10 protein-coding genes, 1 tRNA gene, 1 rRNA gene and 2 pseudogenes are annotated in these 15,679 nt (G+C 49.0%); 7 read left to right on the forward strand and 7 right to left on the reverse strand.

Annotation, left to right across the window (positions count from 1 at the left end; genetic code table 11):
* From AC6R10_RS09140 to AC6R10_RS09150, 3 genes are all read right to left on the reverse strand, one after another.
* Nucleotides 1–1,140: ribosomal RNA gene (locus tag AC6R10_RS09140) — 16S ribosomal RNA — on the reverse strand; the annotation flags it as partial.
* Between the two features lie 510 nt (nucleotides 1,141–1,650).
* The gene (locus AC6R10_RS09145) at nucleotides 1,651–2,910 is read right to left on the reverse strand and encodes a cyclic di-GMP phosphodiesterase (RefSeq protein WP_500627061.1); all 1,260 of its coding nucleotides are present in this window, start codon (nucleotides 2,908–2,910) and stop codon (nucleotides 1,651–1,653) included.
* Nucleotides 2,911–3,056: 146 nt separating this feature from the next.
* On the reverse strand, nucleotides 3,057–3,461 hold the full coding sequence (locus tag AC6R10_RS09150) for a VOC family protein (RefSeq protein WP_334555126.1): 405 nt from the start codon (nucleotides 3,459–3,461) through the stop codon (nucleotides 3,057–3,059).
* A 266-nt stretch (nucleotides 3,462–3,727) separates the two neighbouring features.
* On the opposite strand from AC6R10_RS09150, the gene ahpC reads away from it, so the two are divergent.
* From ahpC to AC6R10_RS09180, 6 genes and pseudogenes are all read left to right on the forward strand, one after another.
* Nucleotides 3,728–4,285, forward strand: a complete 558-nt coding sequence (ahpC, locus tag AC6R10_RS09155; protein ID WP_334555125.1) for an alkyl hydroperoxide reductase subunit C — start codon at nucleotides 3,728–3,730, stop codon at nucleotides 4,283–4,285.
* Between the two features lie 154 nt (nucleotides 4,286–4,439).
* Nucleotides 4,440–6,008 carry an alkyl hydroperoxide reductase subunit F gene (gene ahpF, locus AC6R10_RS09160; protein ID WP_500672058.1) on the forward strand — a complete coding sequence of 523 codons (1,569 nt, stop codon included), beginning with the start codon at nucleotides 4,440–4,442 and terminating at the stop codon, nucleotides 6,006–6,008.
* 298 nt (nucleotides 6,009–6,306) lie between these two features.
* Nucleotides 6,307–7,773: a methyl-accepting chemotaxis protein gene (locus AC6R10_RS09165; RefSeq protein ID WP_500672059.1), complete on the forward strand. Its 1,467-nt coding sequence runs from the start codon at nucleotides 6,307–6,309 to the stop codon at nucleotides 7,771–7,773.
* Entirely contained in the window at nucleotides 7,773–8,192 is a 420-nt protein-coding gene (locus AC6R10_RS09170; protein ID WP_500672060.1) for a hypothetical protein, read from the forward strand. Before AC6R10_RS09165 ends, AC6R10_RS09170 begins: the two co-directional genes overlap by 1 nt.
* 77 nt (nucleotides 8,193–8,269) lie before the next feature.
* Nucleotides 8,270–9,046: pseudogene (locus AC6R10_RS09175) on the forward strand (PAS domain-containing protein); the annotation flags it as partial.
* 102 nt (nucleotides 9,047–9,148) lie between these two features.
* Nucleotides 9,149–9,571, forward strand: a pseudogene (locus AC6R10_RS09180) (methyl-accepting chemotaxis protein); the annotation flags it as partial.
* Between the two features lie 127 nt (nucleotides 9,572–9,698).
* Here AC6R10_RS09180 and AC6R10_RS09185 read toward each other — a convergent pair.
* Nucleotides 9,699–9,783, reverse strand: a tRNA-Leu gene (locus AC6R10_RS09185).
* A gap of 191 nt (nucleotides 9,784–9,974) precedes the next feature.
* Between AC6R10_RS09185 and AC6R10_RS09190 the strand changes: the two genes are divergently transcribed.
* Nucleotides 9,975–10,451 (forward strand): RDD family protein, encoded by a 477-nt coding sequence (locus tag AC6R10_RS09190; protein WP_334555102.1) that lies wholly within the window; start codon nucleotides 9,975–9,977, stop codon nucleotides 10,449–10,451.
* 87 nt (nucleotides 10,452–10,538) lie between these two features.
* Here AC6R10_RS09190 and luxS read toward each other — a convergent pair whose 3' ends face one another.
* From luxS to AC6R10_RS09205, 3 genes are all read right to left on the reverse strand, one after another.
* Nucleotides 10,539–11,057: an S-ribosylhomocysteine lyase gene (luxS, locus tag AC6R10_RS09195; RefSeq protein WP_334555101.1), complete on the reverse strand. Its 519-nt coding sequence runs from the start codon at nucleotides 11,055–11,057 to the stop codon at nucleotides 10,539–10,541.
* A gap of 130 nt (nucleotides 11,058–11,187) precedes the next feature.
* A complete protein-coding gene (gene gshA, locus AC6R10_RS09200) occupies nucleotides 11,188–12,765 on the reverse strand; it encodes a glutamate--cysteine ligase (RefSeq protein WP_500672061.1) in 1,578 nt (525 codons plus the stop codon).
* Between the two features lie 51 nt (nucleotides 12,766–12,816).
* Nucleotides 12,817–15,675: a M16 family metallopeptidase gene (locus tag AC6R10_RS09205; RefSeq protein ID WP_500672062.1), complete on the reverse strand. Its 2,859-nt coding sequence runs from the start codon at nucleotides 15,673–15,675 to the stop codon at nucleotides 12,817–12,819.
* Between the last annotated feature and the right edge of the window lie 4 nt (nucleotides 15,676–15,679).

A 15,679-nucleotide genomic window follows, 5' to 3' on the forward strand; every position in this document is an offset into this window, starting at 1 on the left:
TGGCAAACAAGGATAAGGGTTGCGCTCGTTGCGGGACTTAACCCAACATTTCACAACACGAGCTGACGACAGCCATGCAGCACCTGTCTTACAGTTCCCGAAGGCACCAAAGCATCTCTGCTAAGTTCTGTAGATGTCAAGAGTAGGTAAGGTTCTTCGCGTTGCATCGAATTAAACCACATGCTCCACCGCTTGTGCGGGCCCCCGTCAATTCATTTGAGTTTTAATCTTGCGACCGTACTCCCCAGGCGGTCTACTTAACGCGTTAGCTCCGAAAGCCACGGCTCAAGGCCACAACCTCCAAGTAGACATCGTTTACGGCGTGGACTACCAGGGTATCTAATCCTGTTTGCTCCCCACGCTTTCGCATCTGAGTGTCAGTATCTGTCCAGGGGGCCGCCTTCGCCACCGGTATTCCTTCAGATCTCTACGCATTTCACCGCTACACCTGAAATTCTACCCCCCTCTACAGTACTCTAGTCTGCCAGTTTCAAATGCAATTCCGAGGTTGAGCCCCGGGCTTTCACATCTGACTTAACAAACCACCTGCATGCGCTTTACGCCCAGTAATTCCGATTAACGCTCGCACCCTCCGTATTACCGCGGCTGCTGGCACGGAGTTAGCCGGTGCTTCTTCTGCAGCTAACGTCAAACAAGCACGCTATTAACGTACCTGCCTTCCTCACTGCTGAAAGTACTTTACAACCCGAAGGCCTTCTTCATACACGCGGCATGGCTGCATCAGGCTTGCGCCCATTGTGCAATATTCCCCACTGCTGCCTCCCGTAGGAGTCTGGACCGTGTCTCAGTTCCAGTGTGGCTGATCATCCTCTCAGACCAGCTAGGGATCGTCGCCTTGGTGAGCCCTTACCTCACCAACTAGCTAATCCCACCTGGGCATATCCTGACGCGAGAGGCCCGAAGGTCCCCCTCTTTGAGCCGAAGCTATTATGCGGTATTAGCCATCGTTTCCAATGGTTATCCCCCACATCAGGGCAATTTCCCAGGCATTACTCACCCGTCCGCCGCTCGACGCCCTTAACGTTCCCCGAAGGTTCAGTTAAGTCGTTTCCGCTCGACTTGCATGTGTTAGGCCTGCCGCCAGCGTTCAATCTGAGCCATGATCAAACTCTTCAATTTAAGATTTTGTCGGCTCAATGAATACTGATAAGTTCCTAGTGACTAGAAGCTAGTTCCTAGAAAACTTGAATTGACTGTGCTGAGTCGAAGACTCAATGGTCACTTCGTATCATTGAAACCTAATTTGAAGCCTAAGCTTCCAATTGGATTATCATCAACGAGTGCCCACACAGATTGATAGGTTTATATTGTTAAAGAGCGGTGCTTTTCAAGAAACTTTCTCTCAAAGCGGAGGTGCATTCTAGCGAGTTAATTTGAAGAGTCAAACACTTTTCAAATTTATTTTTTCAAGACGCTTTTACCTCTCTTAACACTGCTGAAGCCTTGTGGCATCTGCCGTGTCAGTGGATGCGCATTATAGGGAGCAACAGAAATAGCGCAAGCGAAAAAAGCCTTTTTTTTATCAAAAAACGCCTGACCGACTACTTTTCGATCAGGCGCTATTTTATACCTAGTTTACGCGCACACTATCCTAAGCATATACACAAATGCCTGTGGATAACTCAACCTCTAACTGTCTGAATCAAAGAAGTATGAAATGCGTGAGCGTGGGTTTAAGTACTCTTTTACTTTATCTGGTAGCTTAGCAGGCAAAATTGCATTCACTATTTTCAGTTCTTTCTCCGCTAAATCGAGAATCGGGGCTTGAGTCCTTGGCACAGAAGGGTCGTACATCAGCACATTCGGGTAGAGAATATTGCGCGCGTTGACTGAAATGACCAAACCAACCATGTTGTTGGACAGTTGGACAACGGTACCTGGTGGGTAGACGCCCATAAACTTGATTAAAATGCCGAGGTTTTCGTTGCTATAGAGATGCTTGCAGTTTTTATAAAGGTGAGACAGCGCAACATAAGGGATCTTTTGTTCTGCTTCGATATTGCAGTGACAGAGATTGTCATACGCATTCGCCACCGACACTATTTGCGTCATCATATCTATCTCTTCTTCTTTTAACCCTTGAGGGTATCCAGAACCATCATTCAGTTCATGATGTTGAGTAATGACCGTTTTGGCACTTTCCGGAAAGCTCTCTATTTTATCGGCTAAGTCAAAACCATACTTGGTGTGCAGTTTGAGGTAGTTTTTCTCTGGCTCCGTCAAGGCCGTCTTTTTGCGGACTATTGCCGTTGGGATTTTAACTTTTCCCATATCATGGAATAGCGCAGCAAACGCGACTTCTTTTATCTTGTCTGCATTGAGCTTTTTAGCCTTGGCAATCATCATCGCGATAACCGCAACATTGAGGGAGTGAAAATAGATGTCCTCAAATTCACTCTTACCGTTCATGAGGTGTAACGTCACGTTGTCATCGCTAAGCAATTTGTCGACCACATCGCTGACTAACTCCGATGCTTCATCAATGGCTTGTTCTGGTCGGCTGCGAATTTTATTCATCACCGCTCGCATCTTTGACAACGATCGTTCGAACTCTTTTTCACACTGAATCACTCGGCGTCGATAGGCATTGAGCTTTTCTATTTGCTCTTGTTTCTGCTGCCAGAGTTTTTCTGCCTCACTATCAACGCCGGAGTGGTCATTGTCGGCCTCTTCTTCGGGTTGCGCTTTCTGCGGTGGCAGTGGTTCAACATCACTTTGCGCAGGATTGATATAGACGTGCTTAATTCCCAAGTGGCGAATGAGTCGCACTTGCTCTTCGTCTTTTATCTTGAAGCTATTCAATAAGAAAGGGTGCTCATTCCATTTGAGCGGCAGTCGAATGTGCAATCCGGGTTGGAGACGATCGACGGTAATTTTGATGCTAGCCACGACGTTTATACAACTGAATCATTTTGATAACCCAATAATCTTAGATGAATTAGGTGGCGATTTCATCACAAAAAGCCACCCTACCTGACCAACTCATCAACAGACGTGAGCAACGGATTGCTGACGCGACATGACACCTCAGCAGATTAGACTAGATTGCAGTGCAGCATCCAACGGATGCCAAACTGATCTTCCACTTTACCAAAGCGTGCTCCCCAAAATGTGTCGGCCAAAGGCATCATCACGCGACCTTGCGTCGCGAGCTTATCGAACAGCCTCGCTTGTAAGTCGAGATCGTCAAGCACAATGGATAAGGCGATGGTGTTTCCGCTCAGCTCTTTCGCCACCACACCATCAGAGAGCATCAATTTATTGCCCATGATGTCAATTTCTGCGTGCATAATCCAATGAGGCTCCGCCCCCTCAATGACCTGTGGTGAATCTTTGAAATATTGCACTGATGTGACGTCTGCCTCAAAACTGTCACGATAAAAATGGAGCGCCTCGGCACATCTTCCAGCGAAAAAGAGATACGGTGTGATTTGATACATTGTCTGACTTCCTGTTGTTTTCTTTAAAAGATAGCTGACAATTCACTAACTCGCGGATAAAGCGAAGAAAAATTCCACCGTACTTATCTTGCGCGCAAAGCGCCGACTCGAACCACACTGCGCTAGACGAGGCCTTGTTAATTTCTAATAGGATTTCCCTATCAATAAGATAGCTACAAGCAATTTTATTTAGTCTACGGGGGATGAGAATATACTTTCCGACAGCAAGAACTGCTCACCCAAAACATTCTGAGGAAAGTAAAGATATGATTAACACTAAGATCAAACCATTCAAAGCGACCGCATTCAAACAAGGTGAATTTGTTGAAGTCACAGAGCAAGACGTTCTGGGTAAATGGGCGGTATTCTTCTTCTACCCAGCAGACTTCACCTTCGTATGTCCAACTGAACTTGGTGACCTAGCAGACCACTACGAAGAGCTTCAAAAGCGCGGCGTAGAAGTGTACTCAGTCTCTACTGATACACACTTTACTCATAAAGCATGGCACGATAGCTCAGACACTATTGGCAAAATCAACTACTACATGCTTGGCGACCAAACTGGCAACATCACCAACAACTTCGGTGTTATGCGTGAAGGTCAAGGTCTTGCAGACCGTGCAACATTCCTGATCGACCCAGAAGGTACGATTCAAGCGATGGAAATCACTGCTGAAGGTATCGGCCGTGACGCAGAAGACCTACTTCGCAAAGTAAAAGCCGCTCAGTACGTCGCTGCTCACCCAGGCGAAGTTTGCCCAGCGAAATGGAAAGAAGGTGAAGAAACACTGGCACCATCTCTAGACCTAGTTGGCAAAATCTAATCTCACTGAGATTGTTGTTCCTCCCCTATTAGGAACCTAATTAAGAGAGCATTCTGGGTCTGATACCTGACGACCTTCTACCCGGTTTGCTCTCTTCCCAACCTGTTTTTATCCAGAGTAACCACTCTTTTGTTTATTTAAGGTAAGTACCACCATGCTAGACCAAGCGATTCAACAACAACTCAAACAATATCTCGCCAATGTAAAAGAAGAGGTTCGTCTAGTGGTTAGCCTAGATGAAAGCAAAGCCGCCAATGACATCCTCGCCTTGGCCAATCAAATCGCTGAGATGAGCGATCTGATCAGTGTTGAACGAGATGATAATGCTAGCGCACGCAAACCTGTGATGGCTGTGACCAACCCGGCCAAAGGTACGTCATTGCGCTTTGCCGGCTTGCCAATGGGACATGAATTTACTTCTCTCGTTTTGGCGCTGCTGCACTCTGGCGGTCACCCAATCAAGCTTGAGCCTGAGGTGATTGAGCAAATCGCCGCATTAGACAAAGATCTTGATGTCGAAATCTTTATTTCACTCTCGTGTCAAAACTGTCCAGACGTGGTTCAAGCGTTCAACATGATGGCGGCGATCAACCCGAAAGTGAACGCGACCATGATCGATGGCGCACTCTTCCAAGATGAAGTGAAACAACGTGATATCATGGCCGTACCGAGTGTCTTCGTTAACGGCGAGCTATTCGGTCAAGGCCGCATGTCTCTAACTGAGATTCTTAACAAAGTGGATGACGGCGCGAGCGAGAAAGCCGCGAAAGCTCTGAGCGAAAAAGACCCATATGATGTCTTGGTTGTCGGTGGTGGCCCTGGTGGTAGTGCTGCGGCTCTTTATGCGGCGCGCAAAGGGATTCGCACTGGCGTTGTCGCTAAACGCTTTGGCGGTCAAGTCATGGACACCATGGCGATCGAAAACTTCATTTCAGTGAAACGTACTGAAGGTCCAAAACTGGCGACTGATCTTGCTGAGCACTTAAAAGAGTACGATGTGGACGTCGTAACAGAACAGCAAGCAGAAAAGCTGATGGGCGCAGCGCACACAGAAGATGGTCTGATTCATATCCAACTTGAGAGTGGCGCAACTCTGAAGAGTAAGAGTGTCATTCTAAGCCCAGGTGCACGTTGGCGTGAAATGAACGTTCCGGGTGAGCAAGAGTACCGCAACAAAGGCGTTGCCTACTGCCCACACTGTGACGGCCCACTGTTCAAAGGTAAGAAGACTGCCGTTATCGGTGGTGGTAACTCAGGTATTGAAGCCGCTATCGACCTTGCAGGTATTGTTGAGCACGTGACCGTGTTGGAGTTCGCGGATGTCCTTCGCGCCGACCAAGTCTTGATCAACAAGGCGAACTCGATGCCTAACATCGACATTATTACCATGGCGCAAACCACAGAAGTGATTGGTGATGGGAAACGTGTCACGAGCTTGAAGTACAAAGATCGCAACACAGATGAGATCAAAGAGATTGAGCTGTCTGGTATCTTCGTGCAAATCGGCCTCGTACCGAACACAGAATGGCTGAAAGATTCAGAGGTTGCCCTGTCAAATCGTGGCGAAATCGAAGTCGGTAGCCGTGGTGAAACAAGCCTAGAAGGTGTATTTGCGGCGGGGGATGCCACAACTGTACCGTACAAACAGATCATTATTGCGATGGGAGAAGGCGCAAAAGCAAGCCTTGGCGCATTTGACTACTTGATTCGCAAACAAGGATAAATCCCCTTCTCGAACATCATTGGCACCGCGTGAAATTTTCACCTCAGAGGAAATTTATCGGGACGCAGTGATCGAACTTTGTGACGAGAAGTATAACAACAAAGGAAGCCCAAAAGACTTAGCCAGCAGCTGCCAACCTGCTGGTTTTTTTTGTCTACAATTTTTTATCAGCAAAACAGAATTTATCAGCAAAACGGCTTTTAACAGTAATACGGATTGTTGGTACAACCACTGAGCATGAGTGGTGTACATATACTCCTAACATGCACATCGTTTATTTTGCTAAGAGTAGATTGGTATGATTAAGCTAGAGCGTGAGTTGTCGTTCTCTCAAAAAACGTACATTATCGGCCTGCCTATGATGGCACTTTCGTTTATCTATTTTGCTCGCTATGGGTATGCGACGCCCGACCTGATTGCCACTCTGGTCTTGTCTGCCTTAGTCGTCATTCTCAATCGCCCCACCACTCGCTATGCCCTGCCGTACGTGCTGTACGGGTTTGTTGCTTTGCATATTCATCAGGCCTATGGCGACATCATGCTTCATTTTGAAGTCTTCATCATGTTGGCGTTGATGACGCTCTACAATAACTGGCTGATGGTATTACACGCACTGGTTGCCGCCGCTCTGCATCACGTTGTCTTCTTTTGGATGCAGTCGTCTGGCGTACCGGTATACATTTTCCCACCGAACAGCAGCTACACCTTAGTTATTGAGCACTGCCTGTATGCTATTTTCCAAGCTAGCGTATCCATGTACGCCTGTCTTGTACTGGATAAAAACCTGCAACGCTTGAAATACGTCAGCCGCACCGTCGATCATGTGGTGCAAGGTTCGACGTTCAACTTAAATGTGGAACTGCAAGAGCGGGATGAGTTTTTCACTCGCTTTAACCAAATCATTCTACAGTTACAAGACACCGCCAGAATCCAACGCGAATCCGTTGCCGAGCTTTCTCATGTATCCGAGGATTTTGCGGCCAACACCACACGAATTGATCGTGAGATCTCTCGCAATAGTAACAATATTAAGCAAGTCGCGAGCGCGGTGAGCAATCTCGGTGATTCGTTCTCCCATGTCTCACAAACAACCCAAGCTTGCCATCAAAGTGCCCAGCATGCCGCCGAGCTTAGTGATGCATCGCTTTCTCAATCGGCCGAATGTCAACATCGCTTAGCCCGCATGACTGATATTGTTGACCAAACACGCAGCAACGTCAGCCAAGTCGTACAAGACGCCAACAGCATTCACCAGATTCTCGAAGCGATCACGAGCATCTCTGAGCAGACAAACTTGCTCGCTCTCAACGCTTCCATCGAAGCGGCAAGAGCCGGCGAAGCCGGGAGAGGCTTCGCTGTGGTGGCAGACGAAGTCCGCCAGCTAGCGAATCGCACCAGCGCAAGCGTTGAGGAGATTGGTGTGTCTCTAGGTCAATTAGAGAAAGCGGTCAAACTCTCCACGGGCAACATCAGTGACATGACGGAACTATCGACGCAAGTCTCTAGTGCCGTGGACAATATCATCCAATCGACCGGACAAATCTCGCACAATATCAGCCAAGTGAATCTCCAGATGTCGCAAGTCGCCGATTCAGTCGATGAGCAACACCGCTCATTAGACCGGCTACAAAGCAATATGTCGGAAGTGGATAACGCCAGTGCTGTGATTGCCGAGCAATCGCAGGCGCAAAGCGCCTCGATTTCAGAGCTCACCCAAGCCACCAGCAAATTGGCGAGCCTAAGCCAGCGATTCCAGCTCTCTTAATGGCCTACCGCTATTTTTTGATCCCGCTGCTGTTTGCAGCGGGTTATTTCGCGCCGACCTGGTTCAAGTTTGAACCGAAAATGGAGTTCGCCTCGGCGCCTCAAGGGCTCACATTGGTCGACTGTCCAGTGAATGATGGAAGATGCCAAGTCGATGGGTATCACGTGACGATAAAAAGCGGCCAGTTTTCACCGCTAGAGAGAACCGAGTTTGAGCTCACTTATGAGGATGAGGCTCCACGCGCTGACGTACTCGTTACCTCTGATGATCAACAATTTGGCACCTTAATTGGCCAACCGACACTCGATACGAGCCACTCCTACTCCGTGCTGATCCCCTACTGCACCAATAGCGCTATGCAAATCGTCCTTATTGACCCCTCGCGCTTGGTTGGCTTACGCCTCTCATCGCTGTTATAACCATTGTACAAACGCATCAGGTTACCTACACTAAACTCAATACAGTGCATAATAAAAACAGTGGTTAGGAGACAAGGATGTTTAATTTCGCTCGCGCCAAAAATGACAAGATTACTCAGTTAGAAAATCAACTTAGCAGCGCTAATCAATTCAAGGAATCGGTCAAAGAATCGGTTCCTTATATCGAATTTACACCCGATGGGCACATCCGTTTTGCCAACGCTCAGTTTCTCTCTGTTACCGGTTATAGCTTGGAAGAAGTGCAAGGCAAACATCACCGCTTCCTTTGTTTCCCGGAGGACGTTGAGACAGCTGAATACAAGCAACTTTGGAAAGATCTCAATCAAGGCATCCCTAAAACAGGCCGATTCATTCGCAAAAACAAGCAAGATCTCGCATTTTGGGTCGAGGCCACCTATTTTCCGGTCCGCGATCAACATGGGAAAGTCGAGTATGTCGCCAAAGTGGCCTCTGACGTGAGCGATGCTCAGCGAGAGCGTGAGCGCAATCGAGCGCTGTTAGACGCCCTAGATAAATCGTTAGCCGTCATCGACTTTGAACCCGACGGCACCATTATTACCGCCAATAAAAACTTCCTCGCGCACATGGGCTACTCATTGGCCGAAATCAAAGGTCAGCACCATCGTATGTTTTGCTTGCCAGAGTTTTATCAGTCCAACCCCAATTTTTGGGCAGAGTTGTCGACGGGTGCCATCAAAACCGGTCTGTTCCAACGGATTGATAAGCATGGGCAACGTATGTGGTTAGAAGCGACTTATAACCCGATTTTCAACCATGAAGGCAAAGTGGTTAAAATCATCAAACTTGCGAGCGATATTACCGATCGTGTCGAAAAAGCCGAGCGAGTCAAAGAAGCCGCCACCACCTCATTCGAGATAGCCCAGCAAACCGTGAACTCCGCGTGTGAAGGGAAAGAGAGCATTGCGCAGCTTCTGACCAACTCTCAAGAGATCAACCGCTCCGTCGCCGAAATGAATGAGTTGGTGACCGCCTTGAATGGTCAGTCGAAAAGCGTTGAAACCATCGTCTCGACCATCAGCGCCATTGCCGAGCAAACCAACCTGCTCGCATTGAACGCTGCAATTGAGGCGGCTAGGGCCGGAGAACAAGGCCGCGGATTTGCCGTTGTGGCCGATGAAGTGCGCAACCTCGCGGCCAGGACCTCTGAATCTACCTCAGAGATTGCCGACGTTATCGGCGAGAACAGTAAGATCACGCAAAAACTCGATGGCAAAATCCAAGCCGTCACCGAAAAAACGTCCCACGGCGAATCTCAAACTGAGCAGATCTCACAAGTGATCGACAGAATCATCGATGACGCAGAAAAAGTATCTCGAACGGTGGAAAACCTGTCTTAACCCTCTATCGTGATACTGCTAAGCGTCGTTCAAACAAAGCCTCGTTTCAACACGGGGCTTTTTTGAAAATGGCGAATGCTAGAAACAACAAAGCCCCGACTTTCGTCGAGGCTTTGTTGTTTAAATATGGTACCGGTGGGCGGACTTGAACCGCCACGCCCGAAGGCAACGGATTTTGAATCCGTCGTGTATACCAATTTCACCACACCGGCATCTTGGGGATGACTCCCTGTTGATGTCTGGCATTATACGTAAGCTTTGCCATCGCGCAAGTGCAAAAAGCTGATTTGCTTATTGTTTGCTGATAAATTCGCCACAAAGTCGTAAGCTGTGCGCAAGCTCTCTTTTCATCACCAGTTTGACACTATATTCTGGCGCCAGTTTTTTAAGGGTAAGTCGTTTTATGTCTAGCAATAGCACCTTGCCACCAGCGGGACTTTTTCGCCGCTTAGGGGCACTTTTTTATGATGGATTGATCATCATTGCCATCGAAATGATGGCGGCCGGTATCGTTATCGCCATTTTACATGCGCTAATGGCCCTCGGCGTATTTCATGTTGGCCAATACCAAGACGTCAGTGATTTCCTTACGCAGCATCCGGTATGGAGCCCTCTCTACACCTTCTATCTCGCGGCGGTGTGGGTCTACTTCTTTGTCTACTTTTGGACAAAAGCGGGCCAAACATTGGGGATGCGTGCCTGGAAACTGCAACTGCAAAATGAGCAAGGCGGGCGAATCACGGTGACGCAAGCGCTGATTCGCATTGGCACATCCGGTTTCGGCCTGGCTAATCTTAGTGTGCCTATCGACCCCAAAAAGCGCGGCTTTCACGATATATGGGCCAAAACGCGCGTCGTGGTATTGCCTAAAGCGCAATAACAATCTGATAGGTAATAAAAAAGGAAAGCGATGTGCTTTCCTTTTTTGGTTTCTGTCCCAGCCTAAATCAGCTGGTCTATTCGGGGCTTAGTCAACACTGAGCTCTTTCAGCATCGAATCTGGTAGCGCCAACTCATCGTTCTTATTAACCGAAATGCCCGCGTCAATAATCGCTGTTGCAATCGCTTTGGCTTCATCCAGTGAGTGCATCGCTGCCGTACCGCATTGGTATTCGTTGAGCTCTGGAATCTTGTTCTGGCTTTCCACTTTCAGCACATCTTGCATTGCCGCGAGCCATGCGTCAGCAACTTGAGACTCGGTCGGTGTGCCAATTAGGCTCATGTAGAAGCCTGTACGACAACCCATCGGTGAAATATCGATGATTTCCACGCTCTCACCGTTAAGGTGGTTACGCATGAAACCAGCGTATAGATGCTCAAGGGTGTGGATGCCTTTTTCTGACAAGATGTCTTTGTTTGGGGCGGTAAAACGCAAATCAAACACTGTGATGGTATCCCCTTTAGGCGTGGTCATCGTTTTTGCCACGCGAACGGCTGGGGCGTTCATACGAGTGTGATCTACGGTAAAGCTATCTAGTAACGGCATGGTCCGTCTCCATTGGTTCCAAGCTCTTGGGAGCTGTTCTATTCTTTTTCTTCGCCCAGCGATAACAGCTAGGCAGATAGTCAAAGCCTAGCAAATCGACGATGATTGAGCGAGCCTATTGTGGCACGGATTACGCCTGCTGCGGCGTTTTTAAGTACGCGAAGTAGTCTTCTAAAAACGCATCAAATGACAGGCTATCTTTGGCTTCAATATCGACTTGTGCCTCCACTGAGCGCGCGACTTCTTGTTCCATCAGAGACTCACTGTAGGTACGGTATTGGTGAGCTTGATGACGCGCTTTGTACTGCCGACCAAACTCTCGGCCCACACTTCCTAAACCGCCTAGGCGCTTGGTGTCTGCCAGCAGTTGCCCTGAAATGGTCAGCTCTGGGTTATCAATCCACTTAAGCAGTGTCTTAGCCACATCTTGGTACGCCTGACCACCGGCTGCCTCATCCATGACTTTGGCGATCGCCGTCAATTCAGAAAATACACGCTTAGCCCAGGTTTGCAACGTTAAGACTTCACCTTTGCAGCCAATCTGCAACTCAAGACCCGGCTTGCGACCTTCGACAATCACTTTGTTCCAGTTCTCTCGCCAGCACGCTTGCTCACAAAAATCCATCGGCTCAGAGTCACTTAATGCAGCCCATGCTAAGAAGAGGTCGAGGAAGCGAACCTGATCTTCGGTAATACCCACCGAGCTGTACGGGTTCACATCCAGTGAGCGCACCTCAATGTACTCAACCCCGCCTCGGCGCAACGCTTCAGACGGTTTCTCACCGCTTTTGGTCACTCGTTTCGGACGGATAGGCGCGTAAAGCTCATTTTCAATCTGTAAAACGTTGCTATTGAGTTGACGGTACTCACCATCCACTTTCACGCCTATCTTGGCAAACTTGTCTGAAGGCGTGCGAATCGCTTCATTAAGCCCTGCTAAATACTCATCAATGCTATTGAATCCGATCTTGAGGACACTTTGCGCGCTATTGGTGTAGCCCAAATCACTCAAACGCAGCGAGGTGGCGTTCGGCAAATAGAGGGTTTCACCAATGTTTTCAAACGGCAGTTTTGTCTCTCGGCCACGAATAAACGAAGAGCAGAGCGCCGGTGACGCGCCAAAGAAATAAGGAATCAGCCACCCAAAGCGGTAGTAATTGCGAATTAAGCCGAAGTACGCCTCAGATTTGCTCTCTTGGCGCGCCTGCTCATCTTGCTCTCCATAGAGGGCCTCCCAGAAACTGTCTGGGAAAGAGAAGTTAAAATGCACACCGGAGATAATTTGCATCAAACTGCCGTAGCGACGCTTCAACCCTTGGCGATACAGCGTTTTCATCTTGCCTGAGTTTGAGTCGCCATATTGAGCAAGGTTGATCAACTCCTCATGCTCGACGTAACAAGGCATCGACAGTGGCCACAGTTTCTCTTCCCCCAGTTTGGTTTGAGTGAAGTGGTGGATGTCTTCAAGCTGCGCCATCAGTTGATCGATGTCGTGCGACACCGGAGTGATGAACTCGAGCAGCGATTCAGAGAAATCCGTCGTGATCCATTGGTTGGTCAACGCCGACCCTAACCCTTGAGGGTGCGGAGTGGTCGCCAAACGCCCGTCTTGATAGCGCAAAGTCTCTCGCTCGACGCCACGGCTAAAGTGTTGGAATACTTCTGGGTTACGAGCGACTCGCTCTAATCGCGCAGCAAAATCTGTCAAAATGAAGTTCACTTATGTTTAATCGTTTCTACGTTCTCAGTTATGTGTACTCTAACGGATGATTTCAAGCTCTTCTATCGGAATCTGTAAACTTTCTAGCTGGGGTTTTAACGATTTCGCATCGCCCACCACGATGATTTGATACTGGCTGGGATCAAACCACTTCGCCGCGAGTGCGTTTAACGTCTCCTTGCTGACCGTTGCCACAATCTGATTTCGTTGCTGTAAATAGTCTTCATCCAATCCGAACGCCAATATACTGCCTAGCAGTTGCGCTTTTTGCGCCGGCGTTTCGTAGTTGAGTGCATCTTGTTGACCGACGGCAAGACGCAAAAATTTCATCTCCTCATCGCTCATTCCCTGCTGGGCAAACTGTTCAAGCTCGTTACGCATCTCCACCAGTGCAGGCTGTGTGGCATCTGCTCTAACTTGAGCGGAAAAGACCAAGGCACCCACTTCGCGGTTGGAGGCCAAATAGCCACTGGCACCATAGGTATAGCCTTTATCTTCCCTTAGGTTTTGATTCAGGCGGCTATTGAAATTGCCAGCCAAGTTAAAGTTGGCCAGTTGCGTAAGATAAACCTCTCCGGTTGCGTCAAATGGTAAGCCTTGTCGCACCATACGAATAATCGCTTGTGGCGCTCCCGGCTTATCCACTAGGTAGATCTTTTTCTGGGCAAGGGGCTCAACCGACTGAGGTCGCAGCAATGGCGCCGCCTCGCCTTGCCACTCTGTCAAAAACGCGAGCTGTTTGACGATCTGTCTGCGGCTAATGTCCCCCACAACCACCACTTGCGCACCTTGCGGCGTGTAGTGCTGCTGATAAAACGCCTTCACATCGTCTAGGCTAATCGCCTCGACCGAGGCTTGGGTGCCATCGCTCGAACGTTCATAGACACTGCCAGAAAACAGAACTTGTCGCGTGGCTTGTGACGCCAGCCAAGTCGGTTTCTGATGTTGATACACTAGCCCTTCTAATGTCTGCTTTTTAATCCGCTCGAAGTCGTCAGCATCAAAAGCGGGCTTGAACAGCACTTCTTCGACAATCGCCAACGTTGGCGTGAGGTTTTTCTCCAAGGTGGAGATCGACAGTGAGGTAGTGTAATTGCCCGCACTCACCGAAAGCGTACTGCCCAACGCATCCAGTTTGGCTTGCAACTCTTCCACACTCGACTCAGTGGTGCCCTCTTCGAGTAACGACGCCGTTAAGTTAGCCAGCCCCTCTTTACCTTGCGGGACATATCGCTCCCCTGCCGGGAAACTTATCTCAAGCTGAACCGTCGGCGTTTCTGAGCTCACGGTACCAATCAGCTCAGCGCCATTGTCAAAATAGACGCGGTACAGCTCAGGCATCGTTGCTTCGACACCCTTGGCGACCTCTGGCATCACCGAGCGGTCAAAATCATCCTCTGCACGTCGATACGCCAGTTGGCTCTCGTCCACTTTTTGGTATTCAGGTAACTGGCGCTCAGGGGTGACAAACGTCGCCGGCGCGGCTGCAAGCTCTGTTTTCCCTCGCGGCACAACACTTAATGTCACTTTGTGTTGGTCTTTGATAAAACGCTGATACGCAGCTTGCACGGACTCTGGCGTCACGTTGCGGATCTGCTCTAGCTGAGTCTGCATTCTATCTGGCTGACCAAAGAAGGTTTGATTGGATGCCAACTGTGAGACTTTACCGCGCACACTTTGCAAGGCAAAGACGGCGTCAGCTTCCGCCATACCGGTAATCTGGTCAAGGCGCGCTTGAGTGGCCCCTGTTTGTTCGAACTCCTCAAGAGTGTCCATCAGCGCTTGGTAGAGTGGCGTCAACTGCCCTTTGTCACCGGATGCTCCCATGGCATAAACGTAGAAGGTACAGGCAAGTTCAGCGCAATCTTGGAAGGCGCCCGCATCCACAGCCATCTCTGTCTTGACTAAGTTTTGATAGAGCAAGCTATTGGCACCACTGCCCAAAATATTCGCCAATGCATTGAGCGAGGCCTGATTTTGCTCGCCATTGTAAGTGGTTGGCCACCCCACCAACACCATAGGTTGAGAAATGCGATCCTCTAGCGTGACATGGCGATCTTCATTGAGCTGAGCCGGCTGTTTCGGCGCTTTCTCTACCTCTGGCCCTGCCGGAATTGAAGCAAAATACTGGTGAACCCATTCAAGCGTTTGATCCACCTCGATATCGCCACCGATCGTCAGCACGGCATTATTCGGCCCATACCAGCGCAAAAAGAAAGCTTTAAGATCGTTGACATCCACACGATCCAAATCCTCTACATAACCGATCGTTTGCCACGAATAGGGATGGCCTTCTGGGTACATGGCTTCCGCCATCTTTTCCCACATCAAGCCATACGGGCGATTATCGAAATTCTGCGCTCGCTCGTTTTTCACCGTATCACGTTGGACTTCAAACTTACGTTGTGAGACCGCATCAAGCAAAAATCCCATACGATCGGACTCAAGCCACAACATTTTTTCTAGCTGATTTGAAGGGACAGTTTCGAAGTAGTTGGTTCGGTCACGGTTGGTCGTACCGTTTAACGTGCCGCCCGCTTCAGTGATAATTTTAAAGTGTTGCTGATCGCCAACATGTTCGCTGCCTTGGAACATCATGTGTTCAAAAAAGTGGGCAAAGCCGGATTTACCGACTTCTTCCCGTGCCGAGCCTACATGGTAAGTGACGTCCACATGGACAAGAGGATCTGAATCATCCGGAGAGAGGATGACCGTCAACCCGTTATCGAGGCGATATTTGGCATAAGGAATCATCGCAACGCCAGGCTGAGGCTTTACCTCTTCGATCAGAGAAACGCCCGGAGGGAGAGAAGAAAACAGCGATACTGAAGGAATCGTGCTGCTCGCGCAGCCATACAAAGCAAGGAGAGAAAGGGCACCAAGCCAGAGTTTTCTCATGACA

The sequence above is a fragment of the Vibrio sp. R12-SG2-ISO1 genome (assembly GCF_059834045.1).

Excerpts from the sequence above, each read along its gene's own strand:
- ahpF (WP_500672058.1), top strand. The coding sequence starts at position 4,440 with ATGCTAGACCAAGCGATTCAACAACAACTCAAACAATATCTCGCCAAT.
- AC6R10_RS09190 (WP_334555102.1), top strand. The coding sequence starts at position 9,975 with ATGTCTAGCAATAGCACCTTGCCACCAGCGGGACTTTTTCGCCGCTTA.
- ahpC (WP_334555125.1), top strand. The coding sequence starts at position 3,728 with ATGATTAACACTAAGATCAAACCATTCAAAGCGACCGCATTCAAACAA.
- AC6R10_RS09170 (WP_500672060.1), top strand. The coding sequence starts at position 7,773 with ATGGCCTACCGCTATTTTTTGATCCCGCTGCTGTTTGCAGCGGGTTAT.
- luxS (WP_334555101.1), bottom strand. The coding sequence starts at position 11,057 with ATGCCGTTACTAGATAGCTTTACCGTAGATCACACTCGTATGAACGCC.
- AC6R10_RS09150 (WP_334555126.1), bottom strand. The coding sequence starts at position 3,461 with ATGTATCAAATCACACCGTATCTCTTTTTCGCTGGAAGATGTGCCGAG.
- AC6R10_RS09165 (WP_500672059.1), top strand. The coding sequence starts at position 6,307 with ATGATTAAGCTAGAGCGTGAGTTGTCGTTCTCTCAAAAAACGTACATT.
- AC6R10_RS09205 (WP_500672062.1), bottom strand. The coding sequence starts at position 15,675 with ATGAGAAAACTCTGGCTTGGTGCCCTTTCTCTCCTTGCTTTGTATGGC.